Annotated in this window: 18 protein-coding genes and 1 pseudogene; 11 read left to right on the top strand and 8 right to left on the bottom strand. The window is 72.6% G+C overall.

Annotated features, from left to right (window positions below; all coding sequences use genetic code 11):
- The first annotated feature begins 6 nt into the window (after nt 1-6).
- From ACUP6Y_RS06505 to ACUP6Y_RS06490, 4 genes are all read left to right on the top strand, one after another.
- Entirely contained in the window at nt 7-1,677 is a 1,671-nt protein-coding gene (locus ACUP6Y_RS06505) for a DUF885 domain-containing protein (RefSeq protein WP_462554895.1), read from the top strand.
- Nucleotides 1,678-2,022: 345 nt separating this feature from the next.
- Entirely contained in the window at nt 2,023-3,348 is a 1,326-nt protein-coding gene (locus ACUP6Y_RS06500) for an HNH endonuclease signature motif containing protein (RefSeq protein ID WP_462554894.1), read from the top strand.
- 213 nt (nt 3,349-3,561) lie between these two features.
- Nucleotides 3,562-4,161 carry a Maf family protein gene (locus ACUP6Y_RS06495; RefSeq protein WP_462554893.1) on the top strand — a complete coding sequence of 200 codons (600 nt, stop codon included), beginning with the start codon at nt 3,562-3,564 and terminating at the stop codon, nt 4,159-4,161.
- Nucleotides 4,137-5,255: a hypothetical protein gene (locus ACUP6Y_RS06490; RefSeq protein WP_462554892.1), complete on the top strand. Its 1,119-nt coding sequence runs from the start codon at nt 4,137-4,139 to the stop codon at nt 5,253-5,255. The genes ACUP6Y_RS06495 and ACUP6Y_RS06490 overlap by 25 nt, the downstream gene beginning before the upstream one ends.
- Here ACUP6Y_RS06490 and ACUP6Y_RS06485 read toward each other — a convergent pair.
- Nucleotides 5,221-6,420 carry an acyl-CoA dehydrogenase family protein gene (locus ACUP6Y_RS06485; RefSeq protein WP_462554891.1) on the bottom strand — a complete coding sequence of 400 codons (1,200 nt, stop codon included), beginning with the start codon at nt 6,418-6,420 and terminating at the stop codon, nt 5,221-5,223. The genes ACUP6Y_RS06490 and ACUP6Y_RS06485 overlap by 35 nt on opposite strands.
- 99 nt (nt 6,421-6,519) lie before the next feature.
- The gene (locus ACUP6Y_RS06480) at nt 6,520-7,716 is read right to left on the bottom strand and encodes a GGDEF domain-containing protein (RefSeq protein WP_462554890.1); all 1,197 of its coding nucleotides are present in this window, start codon (nt 7,714-7,716) and stop codon (nt 6,520-6,522) included.
- A 169-nt stretch (nt 7,717-7,885) separates the two neighbouring features.
- On the opposite strand from ACUP6Y_RS06480, the gene ACUP6Y_RS06475 reads away from it, so the two are divergent.
- Genes ACUP6Y_RS06475 through ACUP6Y_RS06465 form a run of 3 tightly spaced genes read left to right on the top strand, consistent with a single transcriptional unit; the run spans nt 7,886 to nt 10,214 of the window.
- Nucleotides 7,886-8,368, top strand: coding sequence for a PH domain-containing protein (locus ACUP6Y_RS06475; RefSeq protein ID WP_462554887.1), 483 nt, complete (start codon nt 7,886-7,888; stop codon nt 8,366-8,368).
- Nucleotides 8,365-9,813, top strand: coding sequence for a PH domain-containing protein (locus ACUP6Y_RS06470; protein WP_462554884.1), 1,449 nt, complete (start codon nt 8,365-8,367; stop codon nt 9,811-9,813). Before ACUP6Y_RS06475 ends, ACUP6Y_RS06470 begins: the two co-directional genes overlap by 4 nt.
- Complete coding sequence (locus ACUP6Y_RS06465; RefSeq protein WP_462554883.1) at nt 9,810-10,214, top strand: type II toxin-antitoxin system PemK/MazF family toxin; 405 nt, start codon at nt 9,810-9,812, stop codon at nt 10,212-10,214. The genes ACUP6Y_RS06470 and ACUP6Y_RS06465 overlap by 4 nt, the downstream gene beginning before the upstream one ends.
- Here ACUP6Y_RS06465 and ACUP6Y_RS06460 read toward each other — a convergent pair.
- Together ACUP6Y_RS06460 and ACUP6Y_RS06455 are read right to left on the bottom strand one after the other, a co-directional pair.
- A pseudogene (locus ACUP6Y_RS06460) lies at nt 10,204-10,368 on the bottom strand (TetR-like C-terminal domain-containing protein); the annotation flags it as partial. The gene ACUP6Y_RS06465 and the pseudogene ACUP6Y_RS06460 sit on opposite strands and share 11 nt — an antisense overlap.
- Nucleotides 10,369-10,420: 52 nt before the next feature.
- Nucleotides 10,421-11,299 (bottom strand): AurF N-oxygenase family protein, encoded by an 879-nt coding sequence (locus tag ACUP6Y_RS06455; protein WP_462554882.1) that lies wholly within the window; start codon nt 11,297-11,299, stop codon nt 10,421-10,423.
- 60 nt (nt 11,300-11,359) lie between these two features.
- Here ACUP6Y_RS06455 and ACUP6Y_RS06450 point away from each other — a divergent pair, with 60 nt between their 5' ends.
- Nucleotides 11,360-12,043, top strand: a complete 684-nt coding sequence (locus tag ACUP6Y_RS06450) for a TetR/AcrR family transcriptional regulator (protein WP_462554881.1) — start codon at nt 11,360-11,362, stop codon at nt 12,041-12,043.
- On the top strand, nt 12,040-12,330 hold the full coding sequence (locus ACUP6Y_RS06445) for a DUF4873 domain-containing protein (protein ID WP_462554880.1): 291 nt from the start codon (nt 12,040-12,042) through the stop codon (nt 12,328-12,330). The genes ACUP6Y_RS06450 and ACUP6Y_RS06445 overlap by 4 nt, the downstream gene beginning before the upstream one ends.
- A gap of 24 nt (nt 12,331-12,354) precedes the next feature.
- Here ACUP6Y_RS06445 and ACUP6Y_RS06440 read toward each other — a convergent pair whose 3' ends face one another.
- Nucleotides 12,355-12,867, bottom strand: a complete 513-nt coding sequence (locus ACUP6Y_RS06440; protein ID WP_462554878.1) for a helix-turn-helix domain-containing protein — start codon at nt 12,865-12,867, stop codon at nt 12,355-12,357.
- A gap of 82 nt (nt 12,868-12,949) precedes the next feature.
- Here ACUP6Y_RS06440 and ACUP6Y_RS06435 point away from each other — a divergent pair, with 82 nt between their 5' ends.
- On the top strand, nt 12,950-14,152 hold the full coding sequence (locus tag ACUP6Y_RS06435) for a benzoate/H(+) symporter BenE family transporter (RefSeq protein WP_462554877.1): 1,203 nt from the start codon (nt 12,950-12,952) through the stop codon (nt 14,150-14,152).
- Here ACUP6Y_RS06435 and ACUP6Y_RS06430 read toward each other — a convergent pair.
- Nucleotides 14,109-15,272, bottom strand: a complete 1,164-nt coding sequence (locus tag ACUP6Y_RS06430) for a SpoIID/LytB domain-containing protein (protein ID WP_462554876.1) — start codon at nt 15,270-15,272, stop codon at nt 14,109-14,111. The two genes, ACUP6Y_RS06435 and ACUP6Y_RS06430, sit on opposite strands and share 44 nt — an antisense overlap.
- Before the next feature lie 57 nt (nt 15,273-15,329).
- On the opposite strand from ACUP6Y_RS06430, the gene valS reads away from it, so the two are divergent.
- Nucleotides 15,330-17,963, top strand: coding sequence for a valine--tRNA ligase (gene valS, locus ACUP6Y_RS06425; protein ID WP_462554875.1), 2,634 nt, complete (start codon nt 15,330-15,332; stop codon nt 17,961-17,963).
- A 3-nt stretch (nt 17,964-17,966) separates the two neighbouring features.
- Here valS and clpX read toward each other — a convergent pair whose 3' ends face one another.
- Both clpX and ACUP6Y_RS06415 read right to left on the bottom strand, forming a co-directional pair.
- Nucleotides 17,967-19,259, bottom strand: coding sequence for an ATP-dependent Clp protease ATP-binding subunit ClpX (gene clpX, locus ACUP6Y_RS06420; protein WP_462554874.1), 1,293 nt, complete (start codon nt 19,257-19,259; stop codon nt 17,967-17,969).
- A gap of 117 nt (nt 19,260-19,376) precedes the next feature.
- Nucleotides 19,377-19,985, bottom strand: a complete 609-nt coding sequence (locus ACUP6Y_RS06415) for an ATP-dependent Clp protease proteolytic subunit (RefSeq protein WP_462554873.1) — start codon at nt 19,983-19,985, stop codon at nt 19,377-19,379.
- Nucleotide 19,986 lies beyond the last annotated feature (1 nt).

Raw genomic sequence — 19,986 nt, 5'->3', positions numbered from 1 at the left:
GCTCCCATGACCCGACTCGTGGACACCCGCACCGACCAGTTCGTCGAGGACCTCGCCGCCCTCGACCCGTTGACGGCGACCTACGCCGGCATCGCCGGCCACGACGGCGAGCTGCCCGACCTGTCCCCCGACGGCTTCGCGGCGAGCGAGGAGCTGCACCGCCGCGCCCTCGCCGACGTCGCCGCGCTGGCGGCGGCCGACGAGCGCGAGGAGGTCGCCAAGGCGGCCTTCCTCGAGCGGGTCGGACTCGCCGTCGAGCGGGCCGACGCGGGCCTGGAGCGCAGTGAGTTCTCGGTGATCTCGAGCGGGATCCACGCGGTGCGCGAGGTGTTCGACCTGATGCCGACCGACACCGTCGAGCAGTGGGACGCGATCGGCTCGCGGCTCGCCGCGGTGCCGGCCGCGCTCGCGGGCTATCGCACCACCCTGCTCGAGGAGGCGGGCGCGGGCCGGGTCTCGGCCAGGCGGCAGTACGCCGAGGTGGCCGGCCAGGTGCGCGGCTGGACCGGGCAGGAGGGGGCCGCGGGCGACTACTTCGCCGGCGTCGTGGCCGCGGCACCGGCCGACCGGCGCGAGGCGCTCGCCGCGGCCGCGGCGAGCGCGTCGGCGGCGTACGCCGAGTTCGGGCGCTTCGTCGAGACCGACCTGCTCCCCCGCGGCCGCGACGTCGACGGGGTGGGACGGGAGCGCTACGCCCTGGAGTCGCGCGCCTTCCTCGGCGCGAGCGTCGACCTCGAGGAGGCCTACCGCTGGGGCTGGGAGGAGCTCAAGCGGATCGAGGACGACATGGCCGCCACCGCACTCCGGATCGTGCCGGGCGGCTCGGTCGCCGACGCCGTCGCCGCGCTCGACGCCGACCCGGCGCGCGACTGCGGCAGCCGCGAGGCGTTCCAGGCCTGGATGCAGGAGCGGTCCGACACGGTCCTGGCCGACTTCGACGGCGTCCACTTCGACATCGCCGAGCCGATCCGCACCCTGCAGTGCAAGGTGGCGCCGGTCAACGACGGCGGCGCCTGGTACACCCCGCCCACCGAGGACTTCTCCCGCCCCGGCACGATGTGGTTCTCGTTCACCGACGACAACGAGCGCTACTCCACCTGGCGCGAGACGACGACCGTCTTCCACGAGGGCGTCCCCGGCCATCACCTGCAGGTCGCGCAGGCCGTCCACCGCGCCGACCTGCTCAACCGCTGGCAGCGGCTGCTGTGCTGGGTCAGCGGCCACGGCGAGGGCTGGGCGCTGTACGCCGAGCGGCTGATGGACGAGCTCGGCTACTTCGCCGACCCCGGCGAGCGGCTCGGGTTCCTCGACATGCAGGGCTTCCGCGCCGCCCGCGTGGTCGTCGACATCGGCGTCCACCTCGGGCTCACCGTGCCCGCCGACAACCCCTTCGGCTGGCGGCCCGGCGAGACCTGGGACGCCGACTTGGCCTACGAGTTCATGCGCGCGCACTCGCGGATGGACGACGGCTCGCTGCGCTTCGAGGTCAACCGCTACCTCGGCTGGCCGGGTCAGGCGCCGTCGTACAAGGTCGGCGAGCGGATCTGGCTCGAGTCGCGCGCGGCGGCACAGGCCCGGCACGGCGCGGCGTTCGACCTCAAGGCCTTCCACACCGCGGCGCTCGACCTCGGCAGCCTCGGCCTCGACCCGCTGCAGGCCGCGCTGGCCCGGCTCTGAGGGCCGATGTCGGGCTCCTGCTCGCCGTCGCACCCCACGACCTGCACCCCACGATCCACGACTGGCTCGCGGCCAACCAGAGCTTCCGGGCCGACGTCCTCGCCCTGCTCCGCACCGAGGGACCGCATACCGCCGCGGAGATCCCCGACACCTGCGAGGTGCCGTGGGCGTCGAGCGGCTGGAACAACGACAAGAACGTCAACCGCCTGCTCGAGGTCCTCACCTTGACCGGCGACGTCGCGATTCGTGATGTCCGTTCTCCACATCCGGCTGATGGGGTTTTCCCTGTCCACAGGCGGGTTCTCGACGTTCGATTCTGTCGGGGGTGGGTGGGAGAGTTCAGTCATGGATCTCGGAACCCGGCCCCGCTCGACAGCAGCTCTGCTGTCCGGGCTACGTGCCGAGGTCGAGGGCCGAGAGGCATCGATCGTCCGTGAGTGGGCGACCATCGCCGAGTGGGCCGGCGACCACATCGTCACCGGCCCCGAAGGCGCAGCGACCATCACCGAGGACTATCTCGACACGGGTGTCCCGATCGCCGGGCCCGGTGCGCCGTTGGTCAGCGAGTTCGCACTCATGGAGCTCGTCGCGGTCCTCGGCCGCGCGCCCGATGGTGGGAAGGCGTATGTCGGGCGGGTCATCGAGTGCGCCTGGCGGCTCCCGAACGTCTACGACGCCGTCGTGGCCGGCCGGTTGGCGCCGTGGCGGGCCGAGCGGATCGCCGACCTCACCCACGCCCTGTCCGCCGAGGCGGCGGGGTTCGTGGACCGGCAACTCTTCGACGCCTCCGGCGTCGGCTGGGCCCAGCTCGAACGCCTCGTGGTCGAGGCAGTGCTGCGGCACGACCCCGAGCGTGCTGAGGCCGAACGACAGAAAGCCGCCGACCGGCGTCGTTTCGACCTCGGCGAGGTCGACGAGCACGGCCTGGTCCACCTCGACGCACTCATGGACGCCGCTGACGGACGGGACCTCGACCAGGCCGTCGCCCGACGCGCTGACGTGCTCGGCCGGTTGGGTGACGACTCGTCGCTCGACGTGCGCCGCTCGAAGGCCGCGGCCGAGCTCGCCCGCCACGACCTCGCGTTGGACCTGCTGATCCCCGACCCCGACACCGGTGAGGTCGTCACGACCGTCCCGGGCCGCAAGGTCGTCCTCAACGTCCACATCACCGACACCAGCCTCCTCGGGGACAACCCGTTCGTGAGCCCCTCCACCAACCCGGTCGGCCGGTGGGAGGAGGGCCGCTGCCCCATCACCACCACGCAGATCCGCGAATGGCTCCGCGCCCGCGACACCACCATCGTCGTGCGGCCGGTGATCGACCTGGCCGACCACGTGCCCGTGACGGCGTACGAGATCCCCGAGCGTCATCGGACACGTGTGATCCTGCGGGACCACACCTGCCGGTTCCCCCACTGCGCTCGTCCCGCACAGCGTTGCGACCTCGACCACCACCGCCCGTTCGACCAGGGTGGCCCGACGTGTCCCTGCAACGAAGTGCCGTTGTGTCGACGCCATCACAGGGCCAAGACCCACTCACGATGGCGCTACGACATCGTGACGCCGGGCTCGTACGTGTGGACCAGCCCGAACGGGTTCCGGTTCCGTGTCGACCACCGCGGCACCCACCCGATCCACGGCACCAGCGATCCCAGCCCACCCGACGAGTAGCGACCCCGCCCACACCCCGCGAGTCACCGAGATCGCGGGGGCATCGGCATGCCCGCGTCAGTGGCCGCTGGCGTACTGATCGGCGGTGTAGGTGATGGTGCTGCCGGTGCTTGGGTCGGTGACCAGGATCCGGTCAGCTGCCGCCGACGGGGTGACGACCTGCGGCGACAGGTCCCGAAAGGTTTCGTCGCCGGACCTCGTTAGGGTGACGGCGTGCCGACCTTCGTCCTCGCCTCCGCCTCCCCCGCGCGCCTGGCGACCCTGCGCAACGCCGGTCTCGACCCGCGGGTGATCGTGTCGGGGGTCGACGAGTCGCAGGTCAGCGACGTGCCGCCGGCCGAGCTGGCGCTGCGGCTGGCCGAGCTCAAGTGCGGCGCGGTGGCCGGTCGCGACGACGTCCCGGCCGACGGCCTGGTGCTCGGCTGCGACTCGGTGCTCGAGCTCGACGGGGTCGCGCTCGGCAAGCCCGACGACGCCGACGACGCGGTACGCCGCTGGCAGGCGATGCGCGGCCGGTCCGGGGTCCTGCACACCGGCCACTGCCTGCACGACCGCGCGAGCAGCCACCAGGTCGCCGCGACCGCCTCCACCACGGTCCACTTCGCCGACGTCACCGACGACGAGATCGCGGCGTACGTCGCGACCGGCGAACCGCTCCACGTCGCCGGCGCGTTCACCGTCGACGGGCTCGGCGGCGGGTTCGTCGCCAGCATCGAGGGCGACCACCACAATGTCGTTGGGGTCAGCCTGCCGCTGCTGCGCGGCATGGTCCAGGAGCTCGGGCACTCGTGGACCGACCTCTGGTCACGCTGACCCGGCTGCTCGCCGTCCTGCTGGCGCTGCCCGTCTTGCTGCCCGCGGCGGCACACGCGGACGTTCCCACCCTCACCCCCGGCAGCCACCCGATCACGCTGCCCACCGACGCACCGACGACCTTCCGGCTGCAGCGGACCGCGCCGGGCAGCACCCTGCACGTCGCGCTCTGGTACGTCGGCGCCGGCGACTCGGTCGGCGAGGGGGTCCGACTGACCATCGGCACGACGCCCGACGGCACCGGCTGCGGCAGCGGCGCCGTGTTCCGGCCGACCCTCGGCGAGCCGGCTCCGCTGCTCACCACGACGGCGTCGACGTGGACCGACGAGCCCGACCACGCCTGCGGCACGGCGGCTGAGCTGTTCGTGACCGTCGCCCCGCCCAGCGACCCGGCCGACCGGGGGCGCGCTGCCACGGTGGTCGTGGCGGAGGAGCCGCCGCTGTCGGCGTACGCGTTCGACCTGCTGCGTGAGCCGGCCGTCCCCGCCTGGCAGCCGTTGGAGCCCGAGCCGTCACCGCGGCCGGTCGCCGCGGGCACGACCCCGGCCGACGCCGCCGCCGTCGGCACGGGCAGCCACGAGCTCCGGCTCGAGCCGGGGCGACAGGCGGTGGTGACGATCCCGCTCGACTGGGACCAGTCCCTGCGCGCCCAGGTCGACGGCGGCCCGGACACCACGGTGACCGTCCTCGGGCCGCTGCTCGGCGAGGACGTCGCCTCGAGCGGGCCCGGGCGGGCGCAGAGCTACGTGACGTCGTACCTGCACCGGGACTCGTTCGACCCGACCCGCGCCGGAGCCTGCCTCGCGGGGACGCGCTACGTGCTGGTCGGCCTGCCGCCCGGGGCCGCGCCGGCGACGGTCACGCTGAGCCTCGCGATCGACGGCGTCCCGGCCGACGGCGTGCCCGACTACACCCGACCGGCCGGCGCCGACGCACCGCCGCCGGACCGGGTCCTCGAGGAGCCCACCGACGACAGTGCGCCGACCCTGATCTGGATCGGAGTCGGCGCACTGGCACTGCTGGTCGCGGTGGCGCTCGGCGTACGCCGCCGCGGGCGTCCTACTCGACGGGGAGCCCGAGCCCGCGGGCGATGAGCATCCGCTGCACCTCGGAGGTGCCCTCGCCGATCTCGAGGATCTTGGCGTCGCGGTAGAACCGCGCGACCGGGTACTCCTCCATGAAGCCGTAGCCGCCGAAGACCTGGGTGGCGATCCGGGTCGCCGTGACGGCCGACTCGCTGGCGTACAGCTTGGCCACCGACGCCGCCTGCTTGAACTCCTTCATCGACGGGCCGTGTCCGCCCTCCATCGCATCCCTCATCGCGGCGGCGCGGTAGGTCAGCATCCGCGAGGCGTGCAGCATGACCTCGAGGTCGGCGATCTGGAAGGCGACGCCCTGCTTGCGGCCGATCGGGCCGCCCATGGTCTGCCGGTCGAGGGAGTACTCCACGCACAGGTCGACGCAGGCCTGGATCAGGCCGACGGCGAGCGCGGCGATGGCGACCCGGCCGTCGTCGAGGATGGCGAGGAACTGGGCGTAGCCGCGGCCCCGCTCGCCGACCAGGTTCTGCTCGGGCACCCGGCAGTCGGTGAAGGAGAGCGGGTGGGTGTCGGAGATGTGCCAGCCGAGCTTGTCGTAGCCCGGCTCGGCGAGGAAGCCCGGCGTACCGGACGGCACGATGATCGCGGAGATCTCCGGCCTGCCCGACTCCGAGACGCCGGTACGCGCGGTCACGGTCACCAGGCTGGTGATCTCGGAGCCGGAGTTGGTGATGAACTGCTTGCCACCGTTGATCACCCACTCGCCGGCGTCGAGCTCGGCGCGGGTCTTGGTGGCGCCCGCGTCCGAGCCGGCCCCCGGCTCGGTGAGGCCGAAGCCGGCGAGCCGCTGGCCGGACACCAGGTCGGGCAGCCAGGTCTTCTTCTGCTCGTCGGTGCCGTAGGTGAGGATCGGGTTGATGCCGAGGCCCACCCCCGCCTCGAGGGTGATGCCGATCGACTGGTCGACCCGGCCGAGCTCCTCGATCGCCAGGCACAGCGAGGTGAACGGGCCGTCGGCCGCGTCGAGCCCGGCGCCGCCGTACTCCTCCGGGGCGGTGAGGCCGAACAGCCCCAGCTCCCCCATCTTGTGGACGACGTCGGTCGGGAAGTGGTGCGCCTTGTCCCACTCCGCGACGTGCGGGCGGATGGCGGCCTCGGCGAAGTCCCGGACGGTACGACGGAACTCCTCGTGCTCGCGCGACAGCTCGAACTGGGTCATGGTCCCATCGTAGGCCACGAGGTTAACGTTTGTTAACCAGTGGACCGGGTCATTTTCCGCCCCGGGCAACGGGTCGCCCGGGGCTGAGCCCCAGGCTGGTCAGGCGGAGCGACGACGATCCACCAGCGACGGTGGGCGGTCGTCGTGCCGCACGGCTCGCACAGCTCGGGCCCGGCCGGCGGCCTTCGCCTCGTAGAGCGCCTCGTCGGCGTACGCCAGGGCGAGCGCGATGTCGTCGCCCGCGACGACGGGAGCGATGCCGAAGCTGACCGTCGGCATCGGGCCGGTCTCGTCGTCGCCGCGATAGCTGCGGGCGATCGCGTCGACCACCGCCTCGGCCGGGGCGCCGCGGACCAGCAGCACGAACTCGTCGCCGCCGAGCCGCCCGATCACGCCCCGCAGGCCGACGACGGCCTGGCACGCGTCGGCGAAGGCGGTGAGCGCCCGGTCGCCCGCCGCATGACCGAGGCCGTCGTTGATGCTCTTGAACCGGTCGAGGTCGGCGACGACCACCGCCGCGTCGGCACGGACCGGACCGCGATCGATGTCGCGCTGCGCGGCCCGGAGGAACTCGGCTCGGTTGAGCAGGCCGGTGAGGTCGTCCCGGGTGGCCTGCAGACGCAGCTCGGAGGTCTGCTGCTCGTGGCTGAGCGCGGACATGCTGAAGGTGACCACCACCAGCAGCACCATCATCAGCAGCGTCGTGACCTGACCGCCGAAGACCGCCTCGAAGAAGGGGTGGGTCGGCCCGACGGCCACGAAGGCGACGGTCCGCGCGAGGTAGAAGACCGCGATCACGCTCGACGCGAGCGCCATCGCGGTGAGCACGAAGCGGTACTGGCCCCGAGGCGCGGCGGCCGGCTCGAGGCCGCGCAGCAGCAGGCCGAGCTCGCGGGCCGAGGCGCCGATCAGCAGCGCCATCCCGGCCAGGTAGACCGCGCCACCGGACCAGATGTCGGTGCGCGGGTCGTCGGCGAGCGAGACGACGAGCACCACGACCGGTACGACGAGCACCTGCCAGGCCCGCACCCGGCGCTCGCGCAGCGAACGTCCACCGGCCCACACGCAGGCCGCGCCGAGCACGCCGGTCGCGTTGCCGAGCGGGTTGGCGACCACCTGCGCGGGCGTGCCGTTGGCCAAGAAGAGGGACGCGCTGACGATGAAGCAGCCCAGCGACGCGCACCACCAGCCGCTGTAGGCCGCCCGGGTCGAGCGGTAGGTGACGCCGTAGAAGAGGGCCAGGACACAGGCCGCGACGAGGCCGAAGGCCACGCGCAGGGTCAAGGTGTCCAGCATGACTCCCAGGCTAGGCCGCTCGCCCACGCCCGCGGGCCGGAGTGTGCCGATCCTGACCGAAGGCCGATCCACCATGGTCAATTCGGGCGACACCGGCCAGGCCGACAGGGACCAAGGTCCCGTGCCGCGCGCGCCGGGCCCCAGCCCCGCAGCACGTAGGCTCCCCAGCGTGAGCCAGCTGCGCGACCCCGCCCACCGGGTCAGTCCCCGGGCCCGCCTGATGTGGCACGTCGAGACCGCGATCGCCGCGCTCGTCGTGGCAGTCGGGCTCGGCGTCGCGGCGGTGCTGCTCACCCCCGACGGCCTGCGCTGGTGGCTGGTCGTGCTGGCGGTGGTGCTCTGCGCGGCGGTGGCGCTCGCCGTACCGCGGTGGCGCTATGCCGTTCACCGCTGGGAGGTCTCCGCGACCGCGGTCTACACCCAGCGCGGCTGGTGGGCCCAGGAGCGGCGGATCGCGCCCATGTCGCGCGTGCAGACGGTCGACCTCGCGCAGGGTCCGCTGGCGCGGCTGTTCGGCCTCGCGACGGTCACCGTGACCACCGCCTCGGCAGCCGGTCCGCTGCAGATCGAGGGACTGGACCGCCCCGTCGCGCTCGCGCTCGTCGACGAGCTGACCCGCAAGGCGGACCTGGTCGAGGGCGACGCCACGTGAGCCTGCCCGTCTCGCCGGTCGCCTGGCAGCGCCTCGACCCGCGGATGCTGCTGGTCCACCCGATCAAGGAGGTCGGCAAGTTCCTGCCCGTCCTCGTCGGCCTGGTCGTGGCGGGCGGCGCGTCCGGCGCCGGAGCGTGGGCGCTGCTCGGCGTCGGCATCCCGGTCGGGCTCGGCGTAGTGCGCTACCTCACCACGACCTACCGGATCGCCGACGGGCGCGTCGAGCTCCAGCGCGGCCTGCTCCAGCGACACACCCTGTCGACGCCGGTCGACCGGGTGCGCACGGTCGACCTGACCGCGTCGCCGGTCCACCGCGTGCTCGGGCTGGCGACGGTCGTGATCGGCACCGGCAGCGTCGCCAGCGACAGCGACGAGCGTCTGGTCCTCGACGCGCTGCCCCGCGAGGAGGCGGCCCGGCTGCGCTCGGAGCTGCTCCACGCCGCCGTCCCCGCGGACGCCGCCGCGGGCCACGTCGAGGAGGAGCAGGTCGTCGCCCGGTTCGTGCCGCGCTGGCTGTGGTACGCCCCGTTCAGTGGCACCGTCCTGGTCGGGCTCGGCGCGATCATCGGTGGCGCCTTCCAGCTCGCGGAGTCGATCGACATCCGCGTCAGCGAGGACGACCTCGCCGCCATCGGCCAGGGCTTCGTCGTCGCCGTCGTCGTGGTCGCCGTCCTGCTCGTGACACTGCTCGCCGTCGGTGGCTACCTGGTCACGAACGGCGGCTTCGTCCTCAGCAGGCACGGCGCCGCCTGGCACGTGCGCCGCGGCCTGCTCACCCGCCGCGAGACCAGCATCGACGTCGCGCGCCTCGCCGGCGTCAGTCTCGGCGAGCCCGCCGCGCTGCGGGTCGCGCGCGGCCGGCGGGTCGGCGCGATCGTGACCGGGCTGACCGGTGACCAGGCCCGCTCCGCCGTCCTGCTGCCGCCCGCACCCCAGGCGACCGGGTACGCCGTCGCGTCGGCAGTGCTCGGCACCCCCGGCCCGATCACCGCGGACCTGCTCCCCCACGGCCGCGCGGCGACGACCCGGCGCTACAGCCGGGCCCTGCTCGGCGCGCTTCCCTTCGTCGCGGCCGCGGTGGTCGCGGTCCTGGCCGGCGGCCCTGCCTGGCTGCTGGGCGGCGCCGTGCTCCCGATCGGCGTCGCGCTCGCCCTCGCGGCGGACCGGGCCCGCGCCCTCGGGCACGGCTTCCTCGACGGCCACGTCGTGATGCGCTCCGGCTCGGTGCTGCGCAGCCGCGACGCGGTCGCCGCCGGCCACGTGATCGGCTGGAACCAGCGCGCCACCTGGTTCCAGCGCCGGGCCGGCCTGGTCGCGCTCGCCGCGACGACGGCCGGCGGCAAGGGGCAGGTGCGGGTGCCCGACGTACCCACGGACGCGGCGATCGCGCTCGCCGAGGCCGCCACCCCCGGCCTGGTCGGGCAATTCCTGGAGGCGAGATGAGCGGACGGCCCGACGGCAGCTACGCACCGGTCACCGACGACCGGCCCGACCCGGGCGAGGTCGTCTGGGCGTGGGTCCCCTACGAGGACGACCCCAGCCAGGGCAAGGACCGCCCGGTGCTGGTGATCGGCACGGCCATCGGCCGCGACGGCCGGGAGGTCGTGCATGCGCTGGCCATGACGAGCAAGGACCACGACCGCGACGAGGCCCAGGAGGCCGCCGCGGGCCGGTACTGGATGGACATCGGCACCGGCGCCTGGGACCCGCGCGGCCGGCCGAGCGAGGTCCGGCTCAACCGCTTGCTCGTCCTCCCCGCGGCCGACGTACGACGCGAGGGGGCCGCGCTGGCCCCGGCGGTCTACGCCGAGGTGATCGCGGCGCGGCAGCGGTTCACGCGCTGAGGCCGTCCCCCAGTCCGAGGTCCGTGGCGAACGTTGCGAGGTGGTGCTCGAAGAGCGCCGCCGGGTCGCCGAACGCACCCGGGCCGTACTGGCCGAACACCTCGAAGCTGATGCACCCGAACAGTCCCGCCCAGGCCAGCACACCGACGACGGGAGCTGGCGGAGATGGCCTACCAGTTCACGGCACCGTTCGTCGTGGACTCGGGTCAGGGCAGCAGGAAGGACGCCCGCCAGGTCTTGCGGTCGCGCTCGGAGACCATGCCGTTCTCCTGCAGCACCGGCATCACCTTCTCGCCCATCCAGGCGATCGTCGCGCGGTAGCTCTCGTTGCCGAGGGCCTCGCGCCGCGCCTGCTGCGGGTCGAGCCCCACGGCGGCGTACACGTCGGGGTGGACCAGCGAGCGCATCGTCACGTAGGCGACCTGCGCGGTCATCGCCTGGTGCCAGCGCAGCCTGGCGCGGCCCAGGCCGCGCACCGCCTTGGCCAGCTCGTCACGGGCGAAGGTGACGTGGCGGGCCTCCTCGGTGACGTGGATCCGGGCGACCATCCGGGTCAGCGGCTGGATCCGCTCGTCGCGCATCATCTCCCGCTGCCAGCGATCGACCGGCTCCTCGCCGATCAGGATGCCGGCGTACGCGCTCGCGCCGCGCAGCGCCAGCGGGCCGAGTCGCGCGAGCCGGTGCGGCGTGGGCCGAGGACCGTACGCCGGCACGCCCATCGAGCCGATCGCCCGGCCGAACATCACCGTGTGCCGGGTCTCGTCACCCACCTCGGTCAGCGCGAACTGGGTGCGCGCGGAGGTCGGGTCCTCGCGATAGGCCTCGCGCAGCAGGATCTGCATGAGCACGATCTCGAACCAGATCCCGACACTGGCGATGCTGGCGACCTCGTGCATCGAGAGCGTGATCCGCTGCTCCTCGCTGAGCGAGCGCCACATGGCAGTGCCGTAGAGCGACATCCGCTCGGGCTGCATCCACCACAGGCCGGGGACGGGGGGCGCGCTCCAGTCGAGGTCGACCTCCGGGTCGTACGACTGGCGCGCGGTCGAGCGCAGCAGCCGCTCGGGCAGCGCCTCCAAGGTCACGGGCTTCCTCCTGCGACATAGGTATTACCGTCAGTAACGGATAAAGGTACTCTTCTCCCCATGGCTCCCCACGTCAAGAGCGACGGACGCACCACCCGCTGGGAACGACACCGCGCCGAGCGGCGCGAGGAGTTCGTCCATGCCGCCGTGCGCGCCATCGACACCCTCGGCCCCGACGCCTCGGTGGCCGACATCGCGGCCGAGGCCGGGGTCAGCAAGCCGGTCCTCTACCGCTACTTCGCCGACAAGTCCGAGCTGCACGACGCGGTCGGCGCCTGGGCGGCCGACCTGGTCCTGGCCCGGGTGCTCACCGCGGTCCACGCGCCCGCCTCGGCCCGCGACCGGGTCGGCGCCGGCGTGGCGGCGTACCTCGACACCCTCGCCGAGCATCCGCAGGCGTTCCTCCTGCTCAGCCGGCCGGCCGGCGGCACCGACCCGCTGGCCGCGGGCAAGGACCAGATCGCCGCGAAGCTGACCCGCCTCCTCGGCGATGCCCTGCGCCACCTCGGCGGCGACACCGGCGCGGCCGAGCCCTGGGCGCACGCCGTCGTCGGCCTCGGCACGTCGGTCGGCCAGTGGTGGCTGGAGCGGCACACCGTCTCGCGCAGCGCGGCGGCCGGCTACCTCAGCGACTTCATCTGGCACGCACTGTCCGGCGCGGCCGCCGAGAGCGGCGTCGACCTGTCCCGCCTCGACGCCGGCGCCGGCGAGGTGACCCCGATCCGAACGGCGCGGCGCCGATGAGCGCCACGCCCGCCCATGAGCCCCAGGAGGCGTACGACGGTCCCGCGGTCCTCGTCGTCGGCGAGGCCGAGCACGCCGTGTCGGTGACCCTGCGCGGCGCCTTCCAGCCGCTCGACGGCCACTTCCACTGGTACGGCCGGATCGCTGTCGACAACGCCCTCGGCGACGTCCGCAGCGGGTCACCGGTCACCCTGCGCACCGCCTACGGCGAGGCGGCCGGGAAGGTCGCCGACCTCGACCCGTGGGGCCGGTTCCGGGTCAGCGGGACCGGGCGGCCGCCGTTCTGAGGCGCGGAGTCTCGTCATCCGATCTCAGACAGGAGTGACGATCACGTTGACCGCCTCGAGGGCCGTGTCCGGGGCGGCCCGGTAGGCGTGCGGCAGGTCGGCCGCGAAGCGCACGTGGTCGCCGGGGCCGACCGCGACCACGCGGCCGCCGTGCTCGACCTCGCCGGCACCGGCGAGCACGACCAGCTGCTCCTCGACACCGGCGGGGTGGGCGGGCGAGGTGCGCTCGACGCTGGCGGCCAGGCGCAGCAGGTAGACCTCGGTCGTCCGGCCGGGCTCGCGCAGCACCCGGACCCGGGTCGCCACCACGCCCTCGTCGGCGACGGCGGCGCCGTCGTGGTCGTCGAGCAGCGCCGCGAGGGGTACGCCGAGCGGGGTCGCGACGGCGTACAGCGTGTCGAGGGTGGGGTTGCGCCGGCCCGTCTCGAGCTCGGAGAGCGACCCCTTCCCGATCCCCGCCTGGGCCGCCAGTGCCGACAGGGAGAGGCCGCGCGCCTCGCGCAGGGCCCGGATCCGGGCGCCGACCTCTCGCGCCATCGTCGCCGCCCCCCTCAGCCTGGATCCGGGCTAGAGTGTTCCATATACAGAACGCCGCACCGGTGTTCCCGGAGGAGGCGGCGTGTCCGAGGAGACTACTCATGGTCCCGTGACGGCCGGCGTGGTCACGGCCCTGGTCGGGTTCAGCAGCTCGTTCGTCGTCGTGCTCGCCGGCCTGGTCGCGGTCGGCGCGACGGCCGACCAGGCGGCCTCCGGCCTCGCCACGCTGCTGGTCACCCAGGCGCTCGGCATGCTCTGGCTCTCGCTGCGGCACCGGATCCCGGTCACCCTCGCCTGGTCCACGCCGGGCGCCGCCCTGCTCGCCACCTCCGCCGGGGTGAGCGGTGGCTGGTCGGCCGCGGTGGGCGCCTTCGTCGCGACCGGCGTGCTGATCCTGCTGACCGCGCTGGTGCCGAAGGTCGGCGACCTGGTCGCCGCGATCCCCCACAGCCTGGCCCGCGCGATGCTCGCCGGGGTGCTGCTGCCGCTGTGCCTCGCGCCGGTCACGGCGCTCGTCGACTCCCCCGCCGCGGTCGCCCCGCTGGTGCTCACCTGGCTGGTGCTGCTCCGGCTGGCGCCGCGATGGGCGGTGCCGGGCGCCCTCCTCGTCGCCCTCGGCACCGTCCTCGCGACCGCGCGGATCGACGCCGCCGACCTCGCCCCGCACCTGGCCTGGACCACGCCGACCTGGTCGCTCTCCGCGCTGGCCGGCATCGCGCTCCCGCTGTACGTCGTCACGATGGCCTCCCAGAACGTCCCCGGCGTCGCGGTGATGAGCGGCTTCGGGTACCGGGTCCCGTGGCGTGAGTCGCTCGCCGTCACCGGCCTCGGCACCGTCGTCGGCGCCCCCACCGGCGGGCACGCGATCAACCTCGCCGCCATCAGCGCCGCGCTCGCCGCCGGCCCCAGCGCCGGACCGGACCCGCGCCGGCGCTGGATCGCCGCGGTGAGCACGTCGGTCGCCTATCTCGTGCTGGCGGTCGCGAGCACCGCGTTGGCCACCCTCGTCGCCGCCGCGGCCGACGGCGTGATGCAGGCCGCCGCCGGCCTGGCGCTGCTCGGCACCCTCGGCGCCGCCCTGGCCGAGGCACTCGCCGACCCGGCCGAGCGCGAGCCGGCGGCCGCGACGCTGGTGGTGGCGGCCTCGGGCGTCAGCGTGCTCGGGATCGGCGCGGCGTTCTGGGCGCTGGTCGCGGGCCTGCTGCTGCGCGGGTTCCTGCGCGCCGGGCGCGGGACGACCCTCAGGCCGTCGACGCGAACATCGTCGACCTCAGCCCGAACCTGATCCGGAACTGGTCGCCGGTCAGCGTGGTGCTGCCCGCCGCTCCGACGACCTTCACCGCGGTCACCCGGCCACCCTGCGCCGGGTCCTTGGTGATCTCGAGGCCGGTGAAGTCACCGATCCCCGGGAACTGCGTCTCGATCGCCACCCCGGTCAGCGTGACCTGCCACGAGTTGTTCGGGTTGCCCGACGTCGCCTCGTACGGGTCCGGCTTCGCGACCTGGTAGGGCAGACCGCCCGGCGCCGTCCAGCCGCCGTTGCTCGACGAGAACTGGGTGAACGCCGGCTGGCCGCCGTACGTCCTGATCTGCCCGGCCGTGGCGGCGATGGCGGCGTTCGACTCCGACCGCTCGACCGCGATGCCGCGATAGACCTGCGACTGGGTGGTGTCGTAGACGTCGAAGACGCCGCGGTCGTTGGTGTCACGCTCGAAGATGACGTAGGTGCGGGCGGCGACCGCCTGCGCCCGGACCGCCTGGGGGTGCCACGTCGCGGGCATCTCGGAGGGGACGACGCCGCGCAGGTACTTCTCCACCTTCAACACGTTGACGGTGTCGCGGCCCTGCCCGCCCGCGGGTACGACGGAGCGGATCTTGCCACGGTAGTCGACGGCGCCGCCGGGGACGTAGAGCCGGATCGTGCCGCCCTTCGCCTTGAACTCGGCCTGGCCCGGGATGATCCGGACCTTGTGCCAGCGCTTGGTCTTGACGGAGAGCCTGGTGTCGGCGCCGTGGGCGGTCAGCTTCCAGCGCTTCGCGCCGCGCTTGCCGAGCTTCCAGGTCCGGCCGGTGGCGAGGCTGCGCACCTTCAGCTTCGCGCGGTGCTGGACGACGACATTGCTCGAGGTGTCGGCGGTGATCAGCACCCTCACCGAGCCGCCGCCGACCCCGGGCGCCGTGCCGGGGTAGTAGAAGTCGAGGATCTGGTCGGTGCTCAGGCCCTGCTCGGCCGCTCCCTTCGCGCCGTACTGCGACAGGCCCTTGCCATGCCCCCAACCGCTTCCGGTCAAGGTGACCTGCTCGACGCGGGCGGCGGCCGATGCGGCGGGCAGCGAGGCCGGTCCGACCACGCCGAGGGCGAGACCGGCGGCGAGAGTGGTGACGGTTCCCGGGAACAGACGCATCGTCCGAGACTAACTGCCGGTTAAAGCCCCGGCGCCGGGGCGCAATAGGCTTCGACCATGACCGAGCTCGACAGCACGCAGACCCCGGACCCGACCAGCGCGCCCCCCAGCGCCGTGGTCGTACCGGACAAGCCCGCGCTGGAGGGCCTCGAGGAGAAGTGGGCGCAGCGCTGGAAGGACGCCGACACCTACGGCTTCGACCGCACCCAGCCGCGCGAGAACGTCTACGCGATCGACACGCCGCCGCCGACGGTGAGCGGCAGCCTGCACGTCGGGCACGTGTTCTCCTACACCCACACCGACCTGATCGCCCGCTTCTGGCGGATGCAGGGCAAGTCCGTCTTCTACCCGATGGGCTGGGACGACAACGGCCTGCCCACCGAGCGCCGGGTGCAGAACTACTTCGGCGTGCGCTGCGACCCGTCGCTGCCGTACGACGCCGACTTCACCCCGCCGGAGAAGCCGGACCCCAAGCGCCAGATCCCGATCAGCCGGCCCAACTTCATCGCCCTGTGCGAGCAGCTGGTCGAGCAGGACGAGAAGGTCTTCGAGGACCTGTGGCGCACCCTCGGCCTCAGCGTCGACTGGAACACCACCTACACGACGATCGGCCCCAAGGCGCAGACCGTCAGCCAGCGCGCGTTCCTGCGCAACCTGGCCCGCGGCGAGGCCTACCTGCAGGAGGCGCCGACCCTGTGGGACGTCACCTTCCAGACCGCGGTCGCGCAGGCCGAGCTGGAGGCGCGCGACTACGCCGGCGCCTACCACCGGGTCGCCTACCACAAGTCCGACGGCGCCCCCGTGTACGTCGAGACGACCCGCCCCGAGCTCATCGCCAGCGCCGTCGCGCTGATCGCGCACCCCGACGACGAGCGCTACCAGGACCTGTTCGGCACCACGGTCACCTCCCCCGTCTTCGGCGTGGAGATCCCGGTGCTGGCGCACGCCGCCGCCGAGAAGGACAAGGGCGCCGGCATCGCGATGTGCTGCACCTTCGGCGACCTCACCGACGTCCAGTGGTGGCGTGAGCTCCAGCTGCCGGTGCGCACCGTCATCGGCCGCGACGGCAGGTTCTTGCGGGAGACCCCGGAGTGGCTGTCGGGCGAGAGCGCCGCGGCGGCGTACGACGACCTCCAGGGCAAGACGGTCCACTCCGCCCGCGAGGCGATGGTAGCCAAGCTCAAGGAGTCCGGCGACCTCGACGGCGACCCGAAGCCGACCCAGCGGATGGCGAACTTCTACGAGAAGGGCGACAAGCCGCTCGAGATCGTCTCCACCCGCCAGTGGTACATCCGCAACGGCGGACGCGACACCGAGATCCGCAAGCAGATGCTCGGCCGCGGCGCCGAGATCGAGTGGCTGCCGCCCCACATGAAGCACCGCTACGACAACTGGGTCGGCGGCCTCAACGGCGACTGGCTGGTCTCGCGCCAGCGCTTCTTCGGCATCCCGTTCCCGGTGTGGTACCCCCTCGACGCCGAGGGCGAGCCCGACTACACCCGGCTGCTGCTGCCCACCGAGGCCGAGCTGCCGATCGACCCGTCGACGCAGGCGCCGACCGGCTACGCCGAGGAGCAGCGCGGCAAGCCGGGCGGCTTCATCGGCGACCCCGACGTGATGGACACCTGGGCGACCTCGTCCCTCACCCCCCACATCGCGGGCGGCTGGGAGTCCGACCCCGACCTGTGGTCGCGGGTGTTCCCGATGGACCTGGCCACCCAGGCTCACGACATCATCCGGACCTGGCTGTTCTCCCGCGTCGTGCGCGCGCACTTCGAGAACCACGTCGCGCCGTGGTCGCACGCCATGATCTCCGGGTTCATCGTCGACCCCGACCGCAAGAAGATGTCGAAGTCCAAGGGCAATGTCGTCGTCCCCAACGAGATCCTCGACAAGTACGGCGCCGACGCGGTCCGCTGGCGCGCGGCCATCGCCCGCCCGGGCCTGGACTCGCCCTTCGACGAGACCCAGATGAAGGTCGGCCGCCGGCTGGCGATGAAGGTCCTCAACGCGTCGAAGTTCGTCCTCGGCAGCGTCGGCGCGACCACGTTCAGCACCGCCGCTGTCAGCCAGCCGGTCGACACCGCGCTGCTCGGCCGGCTCGGCGGCGTCGTGCGCCGTGCGACGGAGGCGTTCGAGGCGTACGACTACACCACCGCGCTCGAGGTCACCGAGAAGTTCTTCTGGGAGTTCTGCGACGACTACCTCGAGCTGGTCAAGGAGCGCGCGTACGCCGGCGACGGCGACGGCTCGTCCTCCGCCCGGGCCACGCTCGCCCTCGCCCTGCAGGTCCAGCTCCGGCTGCTCGCGCCCTTCTTGCCCTATGTCACCGAGGAGGTCTGGTCGTGGTGGCAGGAGGGCTCGGTCCACCGCGCCGCCTGGCCGACCGCCACCGAGCTCGGCTCGCCGGCCGCCTCGGACGGATCGCTGATCGACGCCGTCGCCGCCGCCCTGTCCGGCATCCGCGGCGCCAAGTCGGCCGCCAAGGTCAAGATGCGCGCGCCGCTGGCCCGGGTGGAGGTCACCGGCCCGGCCCGCCTGGTCGACACCGCCGAGAAGGCCGCCGACGACCTGCGCCGCAGCGGCAACGTCGTCGGCGAGCTGGTCTTCACCGTCGCCGAGGACGCCACCGAGCTGAGCGTCACCGCCGAGATCGCCGAGGAGCCGGCCGAGCAGCCCGCCGAGGGCTGAGAGTCAGGCGGACTTCTTCTTCTTGGTCTCGCGCAGCACGAGCGTCGGCGCGACGTCGTCGTCGACGACCTCCCGGGTCACCACGACCTTCTCGACGTCGCCGCGGCTGGGCACGTCGTACATGACGTGGAGGAGGACCTCCTCGATGATCGCGCGCAGGCCGCGGGCGCCGGTGCCGCGCTCGAGCGCCTTGTCGGCGATCGCGCCGATGGCGTCGTCGGTGAACTCCAGCTCGACGCCGTCGAGCTCGAAGAGCTTCTGGTACTGCTTGACCAGCGCGTTGCGCGGCTCGGTGAGGATCTGGACCAGGGCGTCCTGGTCGAGCGGGCTGACGCTCGCGATCAACGGCAGCCGGCCGATGAACTCGGGGATCAGACCGAACTTGGTGAGATCCTCGGGCCTCACGAGCGAGAGCAGGTCGTCCGCGTCGCGCTCGGCCTGGCCCCGCGGCTCGGCGGTGAAGCCCAGGGACTTCTTGCCGACGCGCTGCTCGATGATGTGCTCCAGACCGGCGAAGGCGCCGCCCACCACGAACAGGATGTTGGTGGTGTCGATCTGGATGAACTCCTGGTGGGGGTGCTTGCGGCCGCCCTGCGGCGGCACCGAGGCGGTGGTGCCCTCGATGATCTTCAGCAGCGCCTGCTGGACGCCCTCACCGGAGACGTCGCGGGTGATCGACGGGTTCTCGGCCTTGCGGGCCACCTTGTCGATCTCGTCGATGTAGATGATGCCGGTCTCGGCCTTCTTGACGTCGTAGTCGGCGGCCTGGATCAGCTTGAGGAGGATGTTCTCGACGTCCTCGCCGACGTAGCCGGCCTCGGTCAGCGCCGTGGCGTCGGCGATCGCGAACGGGACGTTGAGCATCCGGGCCAGAGTCTGCGCGAGGTAGGTCTTGCCGCAGCCGGTCGGGCCGATGACGAGGATGTTGGACTTCGCCACCTCGACGACCTCGTCCTTGCTGTGCTTGCCCTGCCCCGAGGCGCTGCCCAGCGGCTGCACGCCGGCTTGGACCCGCTTGTAGTGGTTGTAGACCGCGACCGCGAGGGACTTCTTCGCCTGCTCCTGCCCGATGACGTAGGAGTTGAGGAACTCGAAGATCTCCTTGGGCTTGGGCAGGTCCGCGAGCTCGACCTCGGAGCCCTCGGCGAGCTCCTCCTCGATGATCTCGTTGCACAAGTCGATGCACTCGTCGCAGATGTAGACACCCGGACCAGCGATGAGCTTCTTGACCTGCTTTTGGCTCTTGCCGCAGAACGAGCACTTCAACAGGTCGCCACCGTCACCGATGCGTGCCACGGATCCTCCTCACAATCGAACTACCCGACGGTACCCCCTGCCACGCTCCGGCGGGAGCGTGACACGAGGGGGACGTCGGGCTCATCGGTCTTGTTTCGTCGTCGCCTGAGCCGGGGCTCAGACCAGGGCCGGGGTCTGCTTGAGGGACTCGAGCACGGAGTCGATCAGGCCGTACTCGATCGCACCCTGGGCGGTGAGGATCTTGTCGCGCTCGATGTCGCGGCTGACCTCGTCGATCGACTTGCCGGAGTGGTCGCTGATCATCTTCTCGAGCAGCTCGCGCATCCGCAGGATCTCGTTGGCCTGGATCTCGATGTCGGAGGTCTGGCCGAAGGTGCCCTCGGTGTAGGGCTGGTGGATCAGGATCCGGCTGTTGGGCAGGGCGAGCCGCTTGCCCTTGGCGCCCGCGGCGAGCAGGATCGCCGCCGCCGAGGCCGCCTGGCCGATGCACACCGTCTGCACATCCGGCTTGATGAACTGGATCGTGTCGTAGACGGCGGTCAGTGCGGTGAAGGACCCGCCGGGGCTGTTGATGTAGATGCTGATGTCCTGGTCGGGGTTCATCGACTGCAGGCACAGCAGCTGGGCGATGACGGCGTTGGCGACATCGTCGGAGATCGGCGTGCCGAGGTAGATGATGCGGTCCTCGAACAGCTTGGCGTAGGGGTCGATCCGGCGGAAGCCGTAGGAGGTCCGCTCTTCCCACTGCGGGATGTAGTAGTTCATG

The organism is Nocardioides sp. S5-5, from assembly GCF_054954065.1.
This window is presented reverse-complemented; position numbering and strand designations above follow the sequence as displayed.

Coding starts and splice junctions, on each gene's coding strand:
- ACUP6Y_RS06440 (WP_462554878.1), bottom strand. CDS start 12,867: ATGGCGCGAGAGGTCGGCGCCCGGATCCGGGCCCTGCGCGAGGCGCGC.
- ACUP6Y_RS06485 (WP_462554891.1), bottom strand. CDS start 6,420: ATGACCCAGTTCGAGCTGTCGCGCGAGCACGAGGAGTTCCGTCGTACC.
- ACUP6Y_RS06480 (WP_462554890.1), bottom strand. CDS start 7,716: ATGCTGGACACCTTGACCCTGCGCGTGGCCTTCGGCCTCGTCGCGGCC.
- ACUP6Y_RS06445 (WP_462554880.1), top strand. CDS start 12,040: ATGAGCGCCACGCCCGCCCATGAGCCCCAGGAGGCGTACGACGGTCCC.
- ACUP6Y_RS06430 (WP_462554876.1), bottom strand. CDS start 15,272: ATGCGTCTGTTCCCGGGAACCGTCACCACTCTCGCCGCCGGTCTCGCC.
- ACUP6Y_RS06450 (WP_462554881.1), top strand. CDS start 11,360: ATGGCTCCCCACGTCAAGAGCGACGGACGCACCACCCGCTGGGAACGA.
- ACUP6Y_RS06415 (WP_462554873.1), bottom strand. CDS start 19,985: ATGAACTACTACATCCCGCAGTGGGAAGAGCGGACCTCCTACGGCTTC.
- ACUP6Y_RS06500 (WP_462554894.1), top strand. CDS start 2,023: ATGGATCTCGGAACCCGGCCCCGCTCGACAGCAGCTCTGCTGTCCGGG.
- ACUP6Y_RS06465 (WP_462554883.1), top strand. CDS start 9,810: ATGAGCGGACGGCCCGACGGCAGCTACGCACCGGTCACCGACGACCGG.
- valS (WP_462554875.1), top strand. CDS start 15,330: ATGACCGAGCTCGACAGCACGCAGACCCCGGACCCGACCAGCGCGCCC.
- ACUP6Y_RS06505 (WP_462554895.1), top strand. CDS start 7: ATGACCCGACTCGTGGACACCCGCACCGACCAGTTCGTCGAGGACCTC.